The 15,637-nt window shown below is 71.2% G+C and carries 10 protein-coding genes and 1 pseudogene; 4 read left to right on the forward strand and 7 right to left on the reverse strand.

Features of this window, described 5'->3' with window-relative positions; genetic code table 11:
* The first annotated feature begins 22 nt into the window (after positions 1 to 22).
* From fdh to nrfD, 3 genes are read left to right on the forward strand one after another with little or no spacing between them, the layout of a single operon-like run.
* Complete coding sequence (gene fdh / locus ACFY3C_RS40960) at positions 23 to 3,319, forward strand: formate dehydrogenase (protein ID WP_390774471.1); 3,297 nt, start codon at positions 23 to 25, stop codon at positions 3,317 to 3,319.
* A complete protein-coding gene (locus ACFY3C_RS40965; RefSeq protein WP_386579987.1) occupies positions 3,316 to 4,248 on the forward strand; it encodes a 4Fe-4S dicluster domain-containing protein in 933 nt (310 codons plus the stop codon). Before fdh ends, ACFY3C_RS40965 begins: the two co-directional genes overlap by 4 nt.
* Positions 4,245 to 5,177 carry an NrfD/PsrC family molybdoenzyme membrane anchor subunit gene (gene nrfD / locus ACFY3C_RS40970; RefSeq protein ID WP_390774472.1) on the forward strand — a complete coding sequence of 311 codons (933 nt, stop codon included), beginning with the start codon at positions 4,245 to 4,247 and terminating at the stop codon, positions 5,175 to 5,177. The genes ACFY3C_RS40965 and nrfD overlap by 4 nt, the downstream gene beginning before the upstream one ends.
* Positions 5,178 to 5,272: 95 nt before the next feature.
* Here nrfD and ACFY3C_RS40975 read toward each other — a convergent pair whose 3' ends face one another.
* The 6 genes and pseudogenes from ACFY3C_RS40975 to ACFY3C_RS41000 all read right to left on the reverse strand — a co-directional run.
* On the reverse strand, positions 5,273 to 6,235 hold the full coding sequence (locus ACFY3C_RS40975; protein WP_390774528.1) for a MerR family transcriptional regulator: 963 nt from the start codon (positions 6,233 to 6,235) through the stop codon (positions 5,273 to 5,275).
* 96 nt (positions 6,236 to 6,331) lie between these two features.
* Positions 6,332 to 6,727 (reverse strand): GNAT family N-acetyltransferase, encoded by a 396-nt coding sequence (locus ACFY3C_RS40980; protein ID WP_390774473.1) that lies wholly within the window; start codon positions 6,725 to 6,727, stop codon positions 6,332 to 6,334.
* A gap of 277 nt (positions 6,728 to 7,004) precedes the next feature.
* The gene (locus ACFY3C_RS40985) at positions 7,005 to 8,840 is read right to left on the reverse strand and encodes a GMC family oxidoreductase N-terminal domain-containing protein (protein WP_390774474.1); all 1,836 of its coding nucleotides are present in this window, start codon (positions 8,838 to 8,840) and stop codon (positions 7,005 to 7,007) included.
* Positions 8,837 to 10,276, reverse strand: a complete 1,440-nt coding sequence (locus ACFY3C_RS40990) for a hypothetical protein (RefSeq protein ID WP_390774475.1) — start codon at positions 10,274 to 10,276, stop codon at positions 8,837 to 8,839. Before ACFY3C_RS40990 ends, ACFY3C_RS40985 begins: the two co-directional genes overlap by 4 nt.
* Entirely contained in the window at positions 10,273 to 10,959 is a 687-nt protein-coding gene (locus ACFY3C_RS40995; protein WP_390774476.1) for a FadR/GntR family transcriptional regulator, read from the reverse strand. Before ACFY3C_RS40995 ends, ACFY3C_RS40990 begins: the two co-directional genes overlap by 4 nt.
* A 79-nt stretch (positions 10,960 to 11,038) precedes the next feature.
* Positions 11,039 to 11,308: pseudogene (locus ACFY3C_RS41000) on the reverse strand (hypothetical protein); the annotation flags it as partial.
* Positions 11,309 to 12,270: 962 nt separating this feature from the next.
* On the opposite strand from ACFY3C_RS41000, the gene ACFY3C_RS41005 reads away from it, so the two are divergent.
* Positions 12,271 to 12,807, forward strand: a complete 537-nt coding sequence (locus ACFY3C_RS41005; protein WP_390774477.1) for a 2'-5' RNA ligase family protein — start codon at positions 12,271 to 12,273, stop codon at positions 12,805 to 12,807.
* 23 nt (positions 12,808 to 12,830) lie between these two features.
* Here ACFY3C_RS41005 and ACFY3C_RS41010 read toward each other — a convergent pair whose 3' ends face one another.
* The gene (locus ACFY3C_RS41010) at positions 12,831 to 15,635 is read right to left on the reverse strand and encodes a SpoIIE family protein phosphatase (protein ID WP_390774478.1); all 2,805 of its coding nucleotides are present in this window, start codon (positions 15,633 to 15,635) and stop codon (positions 12,831 to 12,833) included.
* Positions 15,636 to 15,637 lie beyond the last annotated feature (2 nt).

Consider the following 15,637-nt stretch of genomic DNA (forward strand, 5'->3'; position numbering starts at 1 on the left):
GGGCACGAGGCGGGAGATCGCCATGGGCCTGTGGCAGTGGATCGACGGCTGGCCGGTGTACCGGCAGCTCACCGGTGACGATGCGCTGGGCCGGGGAAGCGCGGCGCGCTCGCGCGGCACCGAGCGGCTGTCCGCCCGTACCGAGCGGGCCGACAGGGTCGTACGGTCCGTGTGCCCGTACTGCGCCGTGGGCTGCGGTCAGAAGGTCTACGTCAAGGACGAGCAGGTCATCCAGATCGAGGGCGACCCGGACTCCCCCGTCTCACGCGGCCGGCTGTGCCCGAAGGGCTCGGCCAGCAAGCAGTTGGTGACCGGCCCCGGCCGGATCAGCGCCGTCCTGCACCGGGCGCCGTACGGCACGGGGTGGGAGCGGATCCCGCTCGACCGCGCGATGGACATGATCGCCGACCGGGTCATCGCAACCCGGCGGCAGACCTGGCAGGACACGCATCACGGTGTTCCGGTCCGGCGCACGCTGGGCATCGCCTCGCTCGGCGGAGCGACGCTGGACAACGAAGAGAACTACCTGATGAAGAAGCTGTACACGGCACTGGGCGCGATCCAGATCGAGAACCAGGCGCGGATTTGACACTCCGCCACGGTTCCCGGTCTGGGGACCTCGTTCGGCCGTGGCGGAGCCACGACGTTCCAGCAGGATCTGGCCGAGGCCGACTGCATCCTCATCCAGGGCTCGAACATGGCCGAGTGCCATCCGGTCGGCTTCCAGTGGGTGGTGGAGGCCAGGGAACGGGGTGCCACGATCATCCATGTCGACCCCCGCTTCACCCGCACCAGCGCGCTGGCCGACGTCCACGTGCCACTGCGGGCCGGGACGGACATCGCCTTCCTCGGCGCCCTGATCAACCATGTGCTCAGCCACGACAAGGACTTCCGCGAGTACGTGGTCGCCTACACCAACGCACCGGCGATCCTGCGCGAGGACTTCGCCGACACCGAGGACCTGGACGGGCTGTTCTCCGGCTTCGACCCGGAGAGCCGGCACTACGAGACGACCAGCTGGATGTACGAGGGAGCGCAAGCCGCGGCCGCGGCCGGTGACCGGGACCGGTGGCCGGCTTCGCGCGACGGGGGCGACGAGGGCGAACAGGACGGGGCTGCCCGGCAGCACGGAGGCAGGGAGCTGCGCGAGAGCGGCCGCGCGCACTCGTACGGCTCGGGCGGTCCCGCCCTGGGCGGGACGCCGGCCATGGACCCGACGCTGCAACACCCGCGCTGTGTGTACCAGGTGCTCAAGCGGCACTTCGCCCGCTACACGCCGGAGTTGGTCGAGGACGTGTGCGGTGTCCCCCGCGAGCTGTTCGCCCGCGTGGCCGACGCGATCACCGCCAACTCCGGGCGCGAGCGCACCACGGCGCTGTGCTACTCCGTCGGCTGGACCCAGCACACGGTCGGGGTGCAGTACATCCGTACCGCGGCCATCCTGCAGTCGCTGCTGGGCAACATCGGGCGGCCGGGAGGCGGCATCCTGGCGCTGCGCGGACACGCCAGCATCCAGGGTTCCACGGACGTCCCCACTCTGTACGACCTGCTGCCCGGCTACATCCCCATGCCGCACGCCCACCAGCACCAGGACCTGGACGCGTTCGTGGCCGCGGACGCCGGCACGACCGGCTTCTGGGGCAACATGCGCGCGTACGCGGTGAGTCTGCTCAAGGCTTGGTGGGGGGATGCCGCCGCCGAGGAGAACGACTACCGCTTCGACTGGCTGCCCCGGCTGACCGGCGACCACGGCACCTATCAGACGGTGCTGAACCAGCTGTCGGGCGAGTGCAAGGGGTACTTCCTCGTCGGAGAGAACCCGGCGGTCGGTTCGGCCAACAGCAAGCTGCAGCGCCTCGGCCTGGCGAACCTGGACTGGCTGATCGTGCGCGACCTGCGCCTCATCGAGAGCGCGACCTTCTGGCAGGACGGGCCGGAGATCGAGACCGGTGAGCTGCGCACCGAGGAGATCCCGACGGAGGTGTTCTTCCTGCCGGCCGCGGCGCACACGGAGAAGGACGGCAGCTTCACCAACACCCAGCGGCTGCTGCAGTGGCACCACACGGCGGTCGACCCGCCCGGGGACGCCCGCAGCGACCTGTGGTTCTACCACCACCTCGGACGGATCATCAGGGAGAAGCTCGCCGGCTCCACCGAGCCGCGCGACCGTCCGCTGCTCGACCTCACGTGGGACTACCCGACGTCGGGCCCGCTGGCCGAACCGAGTGCCGACGCCGTACTGGCCGAGATCAACGGGTACGGACAGGACGGGCAGTCCCTGTCGTCGTACACCCAGCTGCGGGACGACGGCTCCACCTCCTGCGGCGTCTGGATCTACTGCGGGGTCCACGCCGACGGACACAACCACGCGGCGAACCGCCGGCCGCGCGACGAACAGAGCCGGGTCGCCCCCGACTGGGGCTGGGCGTGGCCGACCAACCGCCGCACCCTGTACAACCGGGCGTCGGCCGACCCCGAGGGAAGGCCGTGGAGCGAGCGCAAGCGGTACGTGTGGTGGGACGCCGAGCAGAGCCGGTGGACCGGGGACGACGTCCCGGACTGCGAGGCGGACAAGCCGCCCGACTACCGGCCGCCGCCGGACGCGACAGCACAGGACGCCCTGGCCGGCACCGACCCGTTCATCATGCAGAGCGACGGCCGCGCCTGGCTGTTCGCGCCGGCCGGGCTGACCGACGGCCCGCTGCCCGCGCACTACGAGCCGTACGAGTCGCCGGTGGACAACCCGCTGTACGGACAGCAGACGAACCCGGCGCTGCAGACCTACGACCATCCGGCCAACCGGTACCACCGGGCCGGGAGCGAGGTGTACCCGTACGCGTTCACCACCTACCGGCTCACCGAGCACCACACGGCCGGCGGCATGAGCCGTACGCTGCCCTATCTCTCCGAGCTGCAACCGGAGTTCTTCTGCGAGGTCTCCCCCGAACTCGCCGCGGAGCGCGGCCTGGAACACCTGGGCTGGGCGACCATCACCACGGCCCGTACGGCGGTCGAGGCGAGAGTGCTGGTGACCGACCGCATCAAACCGCTGCGGATCCGGGGCCGCACCATCCACCAGGTGGGACTGCCCTACCACTGGGGTCCGAACGGTCTGTCGACGGGCGACGCGGCGAACGAGCTGCTGTCCGTCGTCCTCGACCCGAACGTACGCATACAGGAGTCCAAGGCGGCGACCTGCGACATCCGGCCCGGCAGACGTCCACGGGGCCCGGCGCTGCGGGCCCATGTGGCGGCCTACCGGCGGCGCGCCGGCCTCCCCGAGGACATCCCGCCGGGCGCAGGAGAGGGGAAGCGATGACTTCCGACCGCAACAGGCTGTCCGGCCCGCTGGCCGACCCCGCGGCGGACGCCGGTTACCCGGACACCCACCCGCCCCGGATGGGCTTCTTCACGGACACCTCCGTCTGCATCGGCTGCAAGGCGTGCCAGGTGGCCTGCAAGGAGTGGAACCTCGTGCCGGCCGAGACCGAGGAACTCGACCTGCTGGGGCAGTCGTTCGACAACACGGGCGCGCTGAGCGCCGACAACTGGCGGCACGTGGCGTTCGTCGAGCAGACGGTGGCACCGGACCGGCCGCCGGTCGACCTGGGCATGCCGGCCGTCGGGCCACCGCCCGGGCACGACGCGGGCGCCGGGGACGGCCAGGTGCGCTGGCTGATGTCCAGTGACGTGTGCAAGCACTGCACCCACGCCGCCTGCCTGGACGTCTGCCCGACCGGGTCGTTGTTCCGCACCGAGTTCGGGACCGTGGTGGTGCAGGAGGACATCTGCAACGGCTGCGGATACTGCGTGCCTGCGTGCCCGTACGGCGTGATCGACATCCGCCCGGGCGACGGCCGGGCCTTCAAGTGCACGCTGTGCTATGACCGTCTGGGGGCGGGCCGGGAACCGGCCTGCGCCCAGGCGTGCCCGACCGACTCCATCCAGTTCGGCCCGTTGGAGGAACTGCGCGAGCGGGCCGACCGGCGGGTGGCCGAGCTGCACGAGCGCGGGGTGGACCAGGCACGGCTGTACGGGCGGGATCCGGGGGACGGCGTCGGCGGTGACGGCGCGTTCTTCCTTCTGCTCGACGAGCCCGAGGTGTACGGACTGCCGCCGGATCCGGTGGTCACCACGCATGACCTGCCGTCGATGTGGCGGCATGCGGCGGCGGCCGCGGTCGGTGTGGCGGTGAGTGTGGCGCTGTCCTTTCTGGGGCGGGGGACGTGGGAGAGGACGCGGTCGTGACGGGGCGCGGTGAGCGGGAGCGGCCCATGGTTCCGCGCGCGGAGTTCCGGTCGTACTACGGCCGGCCGATCCTCAAGCGTCCCACCTGGAAGGTGCCGGACGTGCCGGGGTATCTCTTCCTCGGCGGCACCGCCGGTGCGTCGGCTACCATGGCCGCGGTGGCCGAGCTGACCGGGCGTCGGGAGCTGGCCGGGGCGGGCCGGCAGGTCGCTGGTGCCGCATCTGTGGCGAGCGTCGCCGCCCTGGTCCACGACCTCGGCCGTCCCGAGCGCTTCACGCACATGCTGCGCGTCCTCAAGCCCACCTCGCCGTTGTCGGTGGGCTCCTGGATCCTCGCGCCGTTCTCCACGCTTGCCACCGCCGCGGCCGCCTCGCAGGCCACCGGAAGGCTGCCCGGGCTGGGCCGCGTCGCCGGACTCGGATCCGCCGTCCTGGGGCCGGCGATGTGCACGTACACCGCGGTACTGCTCTCCGACACCGCGGTGCCGGCGTGGCACGAGGCGTACCCGGAACTCCCGTACGTCTTCGCGGGCAGCGCGCTCACCAGCGCCTCGGGTGCGGCACTGCTCTGCGCGCCCCGCGCGGACCACGGTCCGCCCATCCGCATGGGCCTGCTCGGCACGGGCATGGAACTCGCCGCGATGCGCCGCATCGAGCGACGGCTCGGACTGGTCGGTGAGCCCTACGTCACGGGCCGGCCCGGGCGACTGCTGACCCTGAGCAAGGCGCTCGTCGTGACCGGAGCCGGCCTGTCGCTTCTCACGGGGCGTCGGGCGGCTCCGCTGCTGGCCGCAGGGGCGTACCTGGCAGCGGGACTATGCACCCGGTTCGGCATCTTCGCGGCGGGCCTCGCGTCCGCTCAGGACCCGCTGTACGTCGTGACTCCGCAGCGGCAGCGCCTCGGGGCGGGGGGTCTGGATGGCGCGTAGGCCGTGTCGGCCGGAGCACCTCCGTCAACGCCATCGCCAACGGCCAGGTCTTCTTCGTCAACGGGGGCTTCACCACCCGCTGAACACAGGGAAGTTCATGCCACGGGGTTGTCGCGCAGCCACGCCAGGACCTGCTGGGCATGCACGTTGGGCGGGAAGATCGGGTAGAAGACATGCTCGATCACCCCATCACGGATGACGAGGGTCAGCCGCTTGAACAGCGTCATCCCGTCCACGTCGAACGTGGGCAGGCCGAGGGCCGCGGCCAGGTTCAGCCGAGGATCGGAGAGCATCGGGAACGGCAGGCGGAGCCGCTCGACGACCTCGCGTTGATAGGCGGTGTCCTGGCTGGACAGGCCGAAGACCCTCCGCGCGCCGGCCGTAAGAAGCTCTTGGTGGTGGTCCCGGAAATCGCAGGCTTCGGTGGTGCAGCCCCGTGCTCCGGGGATGGCGTCCCAGCCGTCGGGGAGGTCGGCATCCGGGCGGCCCGTGAGCGGGTAGATGTAGACGATCGTGCGGCCGGAGCCAAGGGCATCGATACGCACCATCTCGCCTGTGGTGTCGGCCAGTTCGAGGTCGGGTGCCTTCAGGCCGGGCAGGTGGTCGGCCGCGCCGTCGTCTTCCGGGACGGGCAGGTCCGCGGGCAGGCGGTGGAAGTCGCTCATGATGTGCTCTCCGTCGTCGGGCGCTTGGCTGCTGTTGCTGCTGCGATAGGCGGCCTGCCTCAGATGCCGTATCAGGGTCGCTCGGCGGCTGGTCAGGGCCTCGATCCGCTCGGTCACCTCGTCGATGGCCTCGCGATAGCCGGCCAGCGACGCCGGACAGTCGTCGGCGTGCTGCTGTCCGGACGCCAGGCACTCCAGGAACGGCCGTGTGCGCTCGACCGGGATGCCGAGGCTGCCAAGCGCCCGGATCTCGCGCACCATCCGCACGTCGTCCTCGTCGTAGTCCCGGTACCCGTTGGCGAGCCGGCGCGGCATGATCAACCCGAGCGATTCGTAGTAACGCACCGCTTTGATTGTCACGCCGGCGCGTCTGGCCAGCTCGCCGATCTTCATGCCGCTCATCTCCACGAACGCTAGACCTTGACCTCAAGGGCAAGGTCAAGTCGCTCTCCGGAGACTCTCACGGGGTGCCGTGGGCCAGGCATGGGGCTATAGGGCGATCAGCCCGGCCGTCGTCTCTTTGAAGCCACAGGCATCGAAATAGAACGGACGCAGGTGGTCCTCGAAGTCGACGTGAAGCCACGCGCACTTCGCGGCACGGGCTTCTTCGGCCGCGATCGCGACGAGCCTGGCGCCAACTCCTCTTGCCCGGCAATGCTGGGCGACCACCGTGTCCAGGATGAAGGCATGAGCTCCGCCGTCCCAGACAACGTTGACGAAGCCGACCAGGATGCCGTCTTCCTGCGCACAGACCCAGCCGAGGCTGTGGCGTCCAAGTCGTGCTCGCCAGTCGATCTGAGCAACCGGGTGGCCGAAGCCGTCGGCGTGCAGTGCGTTGAGGGAGGCGTTGTCGACGTCGGCCCGCCACTCGTACTTGATCGTCACGTCCCGATCGTATGTCGTGTCCGAGCCGGGGGCTGGCCCGATTCTGGGGACGTCCGGCGGGCTTCCTGCGTGTACGCGCCGTCCGGCGGCAGCCGGCGGATGGTCCCCAACTCCCGCTCTACGAACACGCCGTCTACGCGATGGACGGCCGCAAGACCTCGGCGGCGGTATCGCTCTCCCAGATCCGGGGCCATTTCCCGACTTGGGAAGACGGGATCAAGGTTGTGCTTTCCGCGTTCGATCAGTGGCGCTGACGGACATTTCGCGGTCCTGGTTCTCATGCGCGGACAGCCGCTTCGGCGATCGCCAACGCCGCTGCCATGATGCTCAGTTGGGGATTCACCTGCGGGCAGCTGGGGAGCACGGAGGCGTCCGCGAGCAGTACTCCGTGTACTCCTCGGAGCCTGCCCCACGGGTCGGCCGGGAAGCGGTGCGGGTCTGCGCCTGCGGCGACCGTGCCGGTGAGGTGGTAGGCCGAGAGGTGGAGGTGGCGTGCGCTCGTGCCCGCCAGGGCGGTGTCCAGTTCCGCGAGGCTGTGTACGCGGGGTGTGTGGGGGATGCCGGTGAGCACTTCCTCGGCTCCTGCGGCGAACAGCAGCTCGCCCATGGCGCGCACGGCCCGTAGCAAGCGGCCTGCGTCGCGGTGGTCCAGGTCGTAGCGGATCAGTGTGCGGTCGCGGCCGAGGACGCGACCGGAGGGGCGGTCGGCGATCATCGCGCCGAGCGTGGCGAGCCGGTCGGCGGTCTCCAGTTCGCGGCGTAGCTCGGCGCCCAGTCCGGGGAGGATGAAGGAGCCCATGCCGGGCGGGGTGGCGGTGGCCTCGATGAGGATGCCTTGCGAGTGGTGCTCCTCGACTCCGACGCTCTGCAGCACTCCTTCCCAGGCGGTGACCGGTTCGGCGAAGCGTCCGGCGACGCTCGTGGCCGGGTGGACGCTGAGATTGCGGCCGAGGCGGGGGTGCCGGCCCAGGCCGGAGCGGCGTAGGAGTGGCGGAGACTGCAGCGCGCCGGCGGCGACGACGACCAGGGGCGCGAGGATCTCGAACCCGCCGTTCGCCTCGCAGCGTGCGCGTACACCTGCCGCGCTCGGGCCTGCGGGCCGGTCCGTGTCGACGAGGATGCGCTCGACTCGGGCTCCGGTGACGACACGGGCCCCCGCGGCGCAGGCCTCGGGCAGCACGGACAGCTGCACGCTCTGCTTGGCGCCGGTCGGACAGCCCACCACGCACTGGCAGGAGCCCTGGCAGCCGGGCGCGTTGCGGCGCAGGGGCGCGGCCTGCCAGCCGAGTTCACGCGCGCCGCCCAGCGCAATGCGGCCGTTGTTGCCGAGGACGTCGACCGGTTGGGTGGCCACCCGCAGGGTGCGCTCGGCCTCGTCCAGGTGCCGGTCGAAGCCGTCGGCGGGCGTGAATCCGAAGTCCTTGCTCCAGCGGGCCAGGACGTGGCCCGGAGTGCGGTAGCAGGTACCGGAGTTGACGACCGTGGTGCCGCCGACTGCTCGGCCCGTAGGCAGCAGCAGCGGTGGGTTGCCGACGGCGACGGTCGCTCCGCCGTCCCGGTAGAGGTCGGTGAAGCGGTCCAGGGGCGTGCGCCGGCCGAACGACTCGGTGGAGTGGTGCTGCCCCTCCTCGAGGACGACGACGTCCAGCCCGGCTCGGGCCAGGGTCCGCGCGGCCATCGCCCCGCCCGCGCCCGAGCCGATGACGACGGCGTCGGCGGTGGAGCGCGCGGGCCAGGCGGGCGCGGGCGTCAGGTCGAGCGGCGGATCCTGGCGGGTGAGGCCGCGCGGTGTGGGACCGTCCTGGAGGATGCGCTCTGTTCCGGCGGCCAGGAGGACGGGCACCTTCAGCACGTCGAGGAGTGGGAGAAGGGCGGGCCGTGCGGCCAGTTCAGCCAGTACGGATTCCCGTTCGGGCGTGGTGAGTGCGCCGAGCGTGCGTCCGGTGCGTGTCATGGCGTAGGCGTCCACGCCGCGCGCTGCTGCCCTGAGGCCGGCCCGCGCGGCGAGAGGCATCGAGGTGAGGACCGTCTCCAGTCTGGCGGGGACGCGACGGGGCCAGTTGGCTGTGCCGTCGTCGGCGAGCAGGGCGGACACGAGGCCGGTGAGAGTCATCGTGTGCCCACCTCCGCGTGGGCCGTGCCCTCCAGCGTCCACTCGGCCTCGGTGCGCCAGCCGCCGAACCACCACCGCTCCAGCAGGACGTGCGCGTCGGCTCGCTCGCTGTTGTGACACGTCGCGTGTTGGCCGTCGGGGTCGGTGTAGTCGAGGGCGAGGGTACGGTCCGCTCGCTGGGTGACCTCGACCCGGATCCGGCGCAGGCCGGTGCGGCCGGTGACCGTCCAGGTGGGCAGGGCGATGCCGGCGCGGAAACGCCCTGCTCCGGCCCAGCCGGCGGCCGGCCGTTCGGGGCGGCGCGGCCAGGTGCGACCCTGCCGGCGCAGTCGGAGGAAGACCACGGGGGGAAGCCGGCGCAGGCCCGGGTGCATGGAGACGGCGGCGACGATCTCCAGGACGTCTCCGCCGCCGAGGTCGGCGTGCAGCCAGGCCCAGCGGCGGGCGTTGCCGTGGCCGTAGATGCGGGCGGAGGCGCCCGGGGCGGCGGTGAGGGTCAGCGTGGTGTCGTCGTGGGTGAAGGTGCCGTCGTAGGTGGCCCTGGCCGCGGGGAGCATCTGGGCGGCAGGAAGCAGGGGCCGGCGCCAGGACCAGTGGGGGAAGGTGAACAGAGGTTCGTCCGTGGGACGTTCGGTCAGGTCCCAGCGCAGAGCGCCACCCTCGGCCGCTCCGGACAGGCGTCCGGGTCGGACCGCGACTCCGTCGACGCTGAAGCCGGAGTCGTCGGGAGTCCACTTGGCGGGGCCGAAGCGGGCGTGCCGCACGGGTCCGTCCTTGGGGAAGACCGCGGCCCACCCGTGCGCGTAGGGCTCGGATCCGTCGGCCGGCGCGGTCAGTTCGTGGTGCAGCCACAGTCCGCTGCCGGTGGCCGGGTCGGTGACGGTGGTGTACCAGACCTCGGTACGGCCGGGTTCGCCGCGCCAGCGGGGTGCGAGGAACGCGTCGGGTTCCTCCTGCCGTGGGAAGCGGAAACTGGCCAGGAAGGGAAGGAGTTGCGTGCCGAGGGGAAAGCGCAGGGTGCCGGTGCCGATCCGCTCGCCGTCGTCGTGGAGGGTGCACGGCAGCACGGTCATCGAGGCCATGGGGCTGCGTGGGGTGACGGACTTCCAGCCGTCGAGAGTGAGTCGGCGGCCTTCGGTGGTGAAGGTGATGCGGTAGCGGATACGGCGTCGGGCGAGCGGCGAGATCTCCAACTCTCCCTCGGCGTACGGGTCGTCGGCCCAGCCCGCGATCCGTATCCGGCCGGTGGCGCGGGCCTCGGTCGTACCGAGGAGGCGGAGAATGCGGTCGGCCGAGACTGTCAGATCGAGGCGGACCCGGCGTGTACGGTCCTCGTCGTCGAGCCGCAACGTGCCGAGCATCGTCTCGCGAAAGACGGTGCCACGAGTGGGCGAGCCGGTGTTCGTGGTCGCGCGTGAGATCGTCTGCCCGCTCATGCGAGGCTCTCCAGCATGATCCGCTCGGTCGCCGTCAGGTAGTGCTCGGCCGCCTGCCGGGCGGCGGCCTCGTCGCCGCACACCACCGCATCGACCACCGGCTCCAGGCGCCCGCGAGCCACCCCGGCGTCCGTGAACGGGCCCCTGAGTGCGGCACGCACCGGCAGATAGGCATTGAAGAGCGTGTTGGTCAGCAGGACGTAGACGCGGTTGCCGGTGGCGCGGGCCAGCGCCCGGTGGACCTCGATGTCCGCGAGCTGTACGGCATCGGCGTCGGCCGCCTCCCCCACGACTGCCAGGAGGGCTCGCAGCTCGGCCCGCTGCCGGTCGGTCGCCCGCGCCGCGGCCCGCTCGGCGATCAACGCGCCGATGCTGCGCCGTACTTCGAAGACCTCACCGATCCAGTCGGGGCTGTGCCGTACGAGCATGGGCAGCAGGTCGGCACCGCCCAGGCGCAGGTAGTCCCGCACGCGGGTGCCGACGCCGTGCCGGGTCTCCAGCAGTCCGGCCTGCATCAGGCGGCCGAAGGCGTGCTTGAGGGTGGTGCGGGTGACGCCGTAACCGTCGGCGAGCGTCCGCTCGGGCGGCAGGTAACTGCCCGCCGGGTGGCGTCCGGTGAGGATGTCCTCACGCAGTCGGCTCTCCAGAACATCGACGATGGTCTCGCGGGGCAGTGCCTCCACGCCGTCCTCCCGAGTGGCTCAGTGGATGAGCCACTCAACCAATAGACGTTCGTGGAGTCAACGGTCCGGCAGCTGCAACTCAGTTGAGGTCGTGGACGGCGGTGAGGCCGTTGAACACTCCGACGTAGGCGGTGCCATCGGGGCCGAGAGTGATCGGGGCCCAGTTGTTGTCGTAGGTGACGCCGGTGCCCACGAGCTGCCTGAAGCGGGTTTCGCCCGTGCGGAAGTCGACGGCGGTCAGGTACCAGGCGTCGATGCCCAACGGGTTCGGGTCCTTCGTGTACAGATACAGCAGGCCGTTGGCCGTGGACAGCTTCGGCACGGTGGAGGGTGAGCGTTCGCCGCTCTGCCGGCCGCCGGCGACGCGATCATGGTCAAGTGCGCCTCGTTCGCGGAGCGGTGGGGTCCCGTTGCGCACAGGTCGATCCCGTTCTCGCCCGTCGTCGATGGTGATGTTCTGCCCGTCACTCCGTGGCAGGCCCTGGCCGACGGTGCGGGCCGGGACATCGACCTGCTGGTCGGGCACACGCGTGACGAGCAGCGGCTGTTGACCGCGCTCGACGGCATGCTGGGGCAGGTGACGGTAGAACGGGCCGAGACTGCTCTGCAGGTCCTCGCCCCCGGCCCGGACGGCGCACGCCGGTACCGCGACGGTTTCCCTGGCGCAGGCCCGGACGAGCTGCACGAACTGGTCAACTCGGACTGTCTGTTCCGCATGCCGAGCCTCCACCTCGCCACGGCGCAGTTCACCGGCGGCGGACGTGTCCACCTGTACGAACTGGCCTGGTCCGCCCCGGGAATGGGGGGTGTCCTCGGCGCCTGCCACGGCCTCGACGTACCGCTCGTGTTCGGGAACCTGGGCAGCGGCCAGCCTGCGGCGCTGATCGGGGAGAGCCCCTCCCCCGCTGCGGAAGAGCTGTCCGCACGTATGCGCACCGCGTGGACCGCCTTCGCCGGGCAGGGTGACCCCGGCTGGGCCCCCGTACGACTTCTCTCGCCGCCTCACACAGCTCTTCGACACGCGACCGACCGTCACCGCGTATCCGGAGGAGACGTCCCGCCTCATCTCGCGAGACCACTCCATTCCTGTGCTGCGGCTGATGGACCGGTAGCAGCCTGGCCCCGTCTCACGGGATGGGTCAGGCAGCGAAGGCCGCGATCAGAGTGTCCGCCCTCAACAGCAGCTCGGGGTCGGAAGCTCCAGATCCAGCCCCGTACCGTGCGTTCCCCGTTGTTCTCTGTCACCCGGTCAGAGTGGCACATGAGACACGCGGATCGCCCACGGTCAAGCCCTGCTGATAGACAGGCGTGATGACGGAGAACGACTCCCATCGGTTCCAGGCAATGCAGTCGGGGCTGATCGTGAAGGTCCCGGAGGCGGAGCCTGCTGTGCGGATGTGGCGCGAGCGGCTTGATCCCTCGGCCGGTGCCGGTGTCCCGGCTCATGTCACGGTGCTCTTCCCGTTTCTCGACGCGAGCCGGATCGACGAAGGGGTCTGTGCCGCGATCGGGGAGGTACTCGATCGGCATCAGTCCTTCGAGGTCCGGTTCGAGCACTGCGGACGGTTTCCCGGGGTGCTGTATCTCGCCCCTGAACCGGACACCCCCTTCAGGCGCCTCACCGAGTCGATCGTGGAGCGGTGGCCGGAGAACCCGCCGTTCGGCGGGCAGTTCGACGACGTCGTCCCGCACCTGACCGTCGCCCAGGGCCAGGACGAGACTGTCCTGGAGAAGGTCGAGTCCGATCTGCTCGGCAGTCTCCCCATCGTCGCGCGCGTCTCGTCGGTCGACTTGCTGGTCCACGACGGGACACGGTGGCGGCAGTGTGTCACTTTCCCTCTGCGGTAGGAATCGGTCCGCACCGGACGGCGTCACCACGCCACGGCGTCGAACACAGCCGCCGCGTCCGGTTCCCGGCCGTGGTTCAGGGTTTGTTCGGCCCAGATCACCTTGCCCTGTGCCGCATAGCGGGTGCCCCAGCGGTCCGCGAACTGGGAGACCAGGAACAGGCCGCGGCCCCCTTCGTCGGTGGTGGCCGCGCGTCGTAGCCGGGGTGAGGTGTTGCTGCCGTCCGACACCTCGCAGACCAGGGTGTTTCCCAGCAGGATCCTGACCCGCACGGGCGGAACGCCGTACCGGATCGCGTTGGTGAGCAGCTCGCTGAGGATCAGTTCCGTGGTGAACGCCGACTCCTGCAGCCCCCAGTCGTCCAGGCGTCGGCTGACGTCGGCACGCACCCGGGAGACGGCCTGCGCATCGGAGGGCACGTCCCAGGTGGCGACCTGGGACGGGTCGAGCAGCCGGGTCCGGGCGACGAGCAGCGCGACGTCGTCACCGGGTGTCTCGGGCAGCAGGGTCTCCATGAGGGCGCGGCAGGTCTCCTCCGGTGTCTGGTCCGCGTGGGCGACGGTCGAGCGGAGCAGGTCCAGGCCCTCGTCGATGTCCCGGCCGCGGCTCTCGATCAGGCCGTCGGTGAACAGGACGAGTCGGCTGCCCTCCGACAGGGCCAGCTCGCCGGCCTCGAAGGGGTGCCCACCCACCCCCAGGGGCGGCGACAGGGGGATTTCGGGCATGGTCACGGTGCCGTGTTCGTCGACCACGGCCGGTGCGAGGTGGCCGGCCCGGGCGACGGTGCAGCGGCCGCCGACCGGGTCGTAGATTGCGTAGAGGCAGGTGGCGCCGGTGAGCGGGGCACGGTCGTCGTCGGCGTTCGCCGTCTGGGTGTCCAGGCGGGTCACCATCTCGTCGAGACGGCTCAGCAGTTCGTCCGGGGCCAGGTCCAGGGAGGAGAAGTTCAGCACGGCGGTCCGCAGCCGTGCCATGGTCACGGCGGCGTGCAGCCCGTGCCCGACGACGTCGCCGACGGTCAGGGCCACCCGGAAGCCGGGCAGGGGGATGACGTCGAACCAGTCGCCGCCCACGCCTGACTGCGCCGGCAGGTAGCGGGAGGCGATCTCCAGTGCGTCCTGGTCCGGCAGGTCCAGGGGCAGCAGGCTGCGCTGCAGTGTCACGGCCATGGCGTGTTCGCGGGAGTACCGGCGCGCGTTGTCGATCGCGACGGCCGCCCGGGCGACCAGTTCCTCGGCCACGGCGACGTCCTCCTCGTCGAACCGGGCGGAGTCGGCGCCGCGCCAGAAGTTGACCATGCCGAGGACGATCCCCCGGGCCCGCAGAGGGACCGTGACCAGTGAGTGGATGCCGTAGTCCAGGGCCTGTCGTGCTCCTTCCGGGTCCTGGGCCCGCCAGTCCTGGGCGGTGTGCAGGTCCGGCACCAGGACGGCCTTGCCGCGTTGCAGGGCCGCCGTCATCGGTGTGTCCGCCACCACGAACTGGATCAGGTCTCCCACCGGCTGCAAGGGATGTCCGGCCCGTGATTCGCTCAGCGCGGTGCGTCGCATGCTCAGTACGGCGCCGGTGGGTTCCTCGCCACGCAGCACGGAGTCGAGGAGTTCCACGGTGACGAAGTCGGCCATGCGCGGGACCGCCACCTCCGAGAGCTCCTCGGCCGTACGCCGTACGTCGAGCGTGGTGCCGATCCGCGTGCCGGCCTCGTACAGGAACGACAGCCGGCCCCGCGCCACCTCGGCCTGGCCGGACAGGGCTCTCAGCTCCGTGGTGTCCCGGAAGGTGGCCACCAGGCCCTGCGCGCCGTCGTACGGTGCGATGTGCCGCGTGTTCACCGCCAGCAGTCGGTCCCCGGCCGGCATCACCTCGTCGGAGACGGCCTCGCCCGACGCCAGCAGCCGTCTGAGGCCGGGCCCGAGACCCAGCTCCGTCACGTGTCGCTGGTCGGCGTCCTCGGGCAGGTCCAGCAGCCGGTGTGCCTCGTCGTTGGCGAGCAGCAGTCGCCCGTCGCCGCCGACGATCAGGACTCCCTCGCGCACCGCGTGCAGCACGGCGTCGTGGTGCTCGTACATCTGGGTCATCTCGGCGGGCCCGAGTCCGTGGGTCTGCCGCAGCAGCCGCCTGCTGACGAGAGCCGCACCGCCGGTCGCGAGCACGAGTGCCCCCGCCGCCGCGCCGAGCAGTATCGGCAGCTGCTGGCTCAGCACGTGGCCCAGGTTCTGGTACTGGATGCCGGCGCTGACCATGCCGATCACGCGTCTGCTCGCATCCGTCACGGGGACGACCGCGCGCACGGCGTCGGCCGGCCGGCCGTGGTACGTCTCCGTGAACGTCTCCCCCGCGGCGGCTCGGCCGACGCCCTGGGCCTTCGTGCCGATCAGTGCGGGGTCGGGGTCGGTGAGCCGGACCCCGTGTGCGTCCAGGACGGTGACGAAGTCGACGCCGGATCCCAGCATCGCCCGCTCCGCCGGCGCCTGCAGCCGTGCCGTCGGATCCGGTGACTGCAGCGCGAGTACCGTGCCGGGTGCGTGCGCGAACGCCTCCGCCGCGGCCAGGGAACGGTCCTTGGCACTGCGCTCGGCGTCGTACCGCCCCTGCACCACCAGTGCGGCCGCTGCCACCGCGACCAGCAGCAGCATGATGAGGGCCTGCAGCAGGAAGACCTGCGCGGCGAGCGTGCGGACACTCAGGGACGGCCAGAGGCGGCGTCCCTGGGACGGCCAGGGGCCTGTACGACCACGACGGGTACGGCGGCGGGGCGGATCGGACGCCCGCCCCGGGGCGGGCGGCGGCGCCGCTCTCCTCCACGGCCGGCGGGAGCGTCCGCTCATGC

Origin of the sequence: Streptomyces sp. NPDC001410, assembly GCF_042895235.1 — a bacterium.
GTDB lineage: Bacteria > Actinomycetota > Actinomycetes > Streptomycetales > Streptomycetaceae > Streptomyces.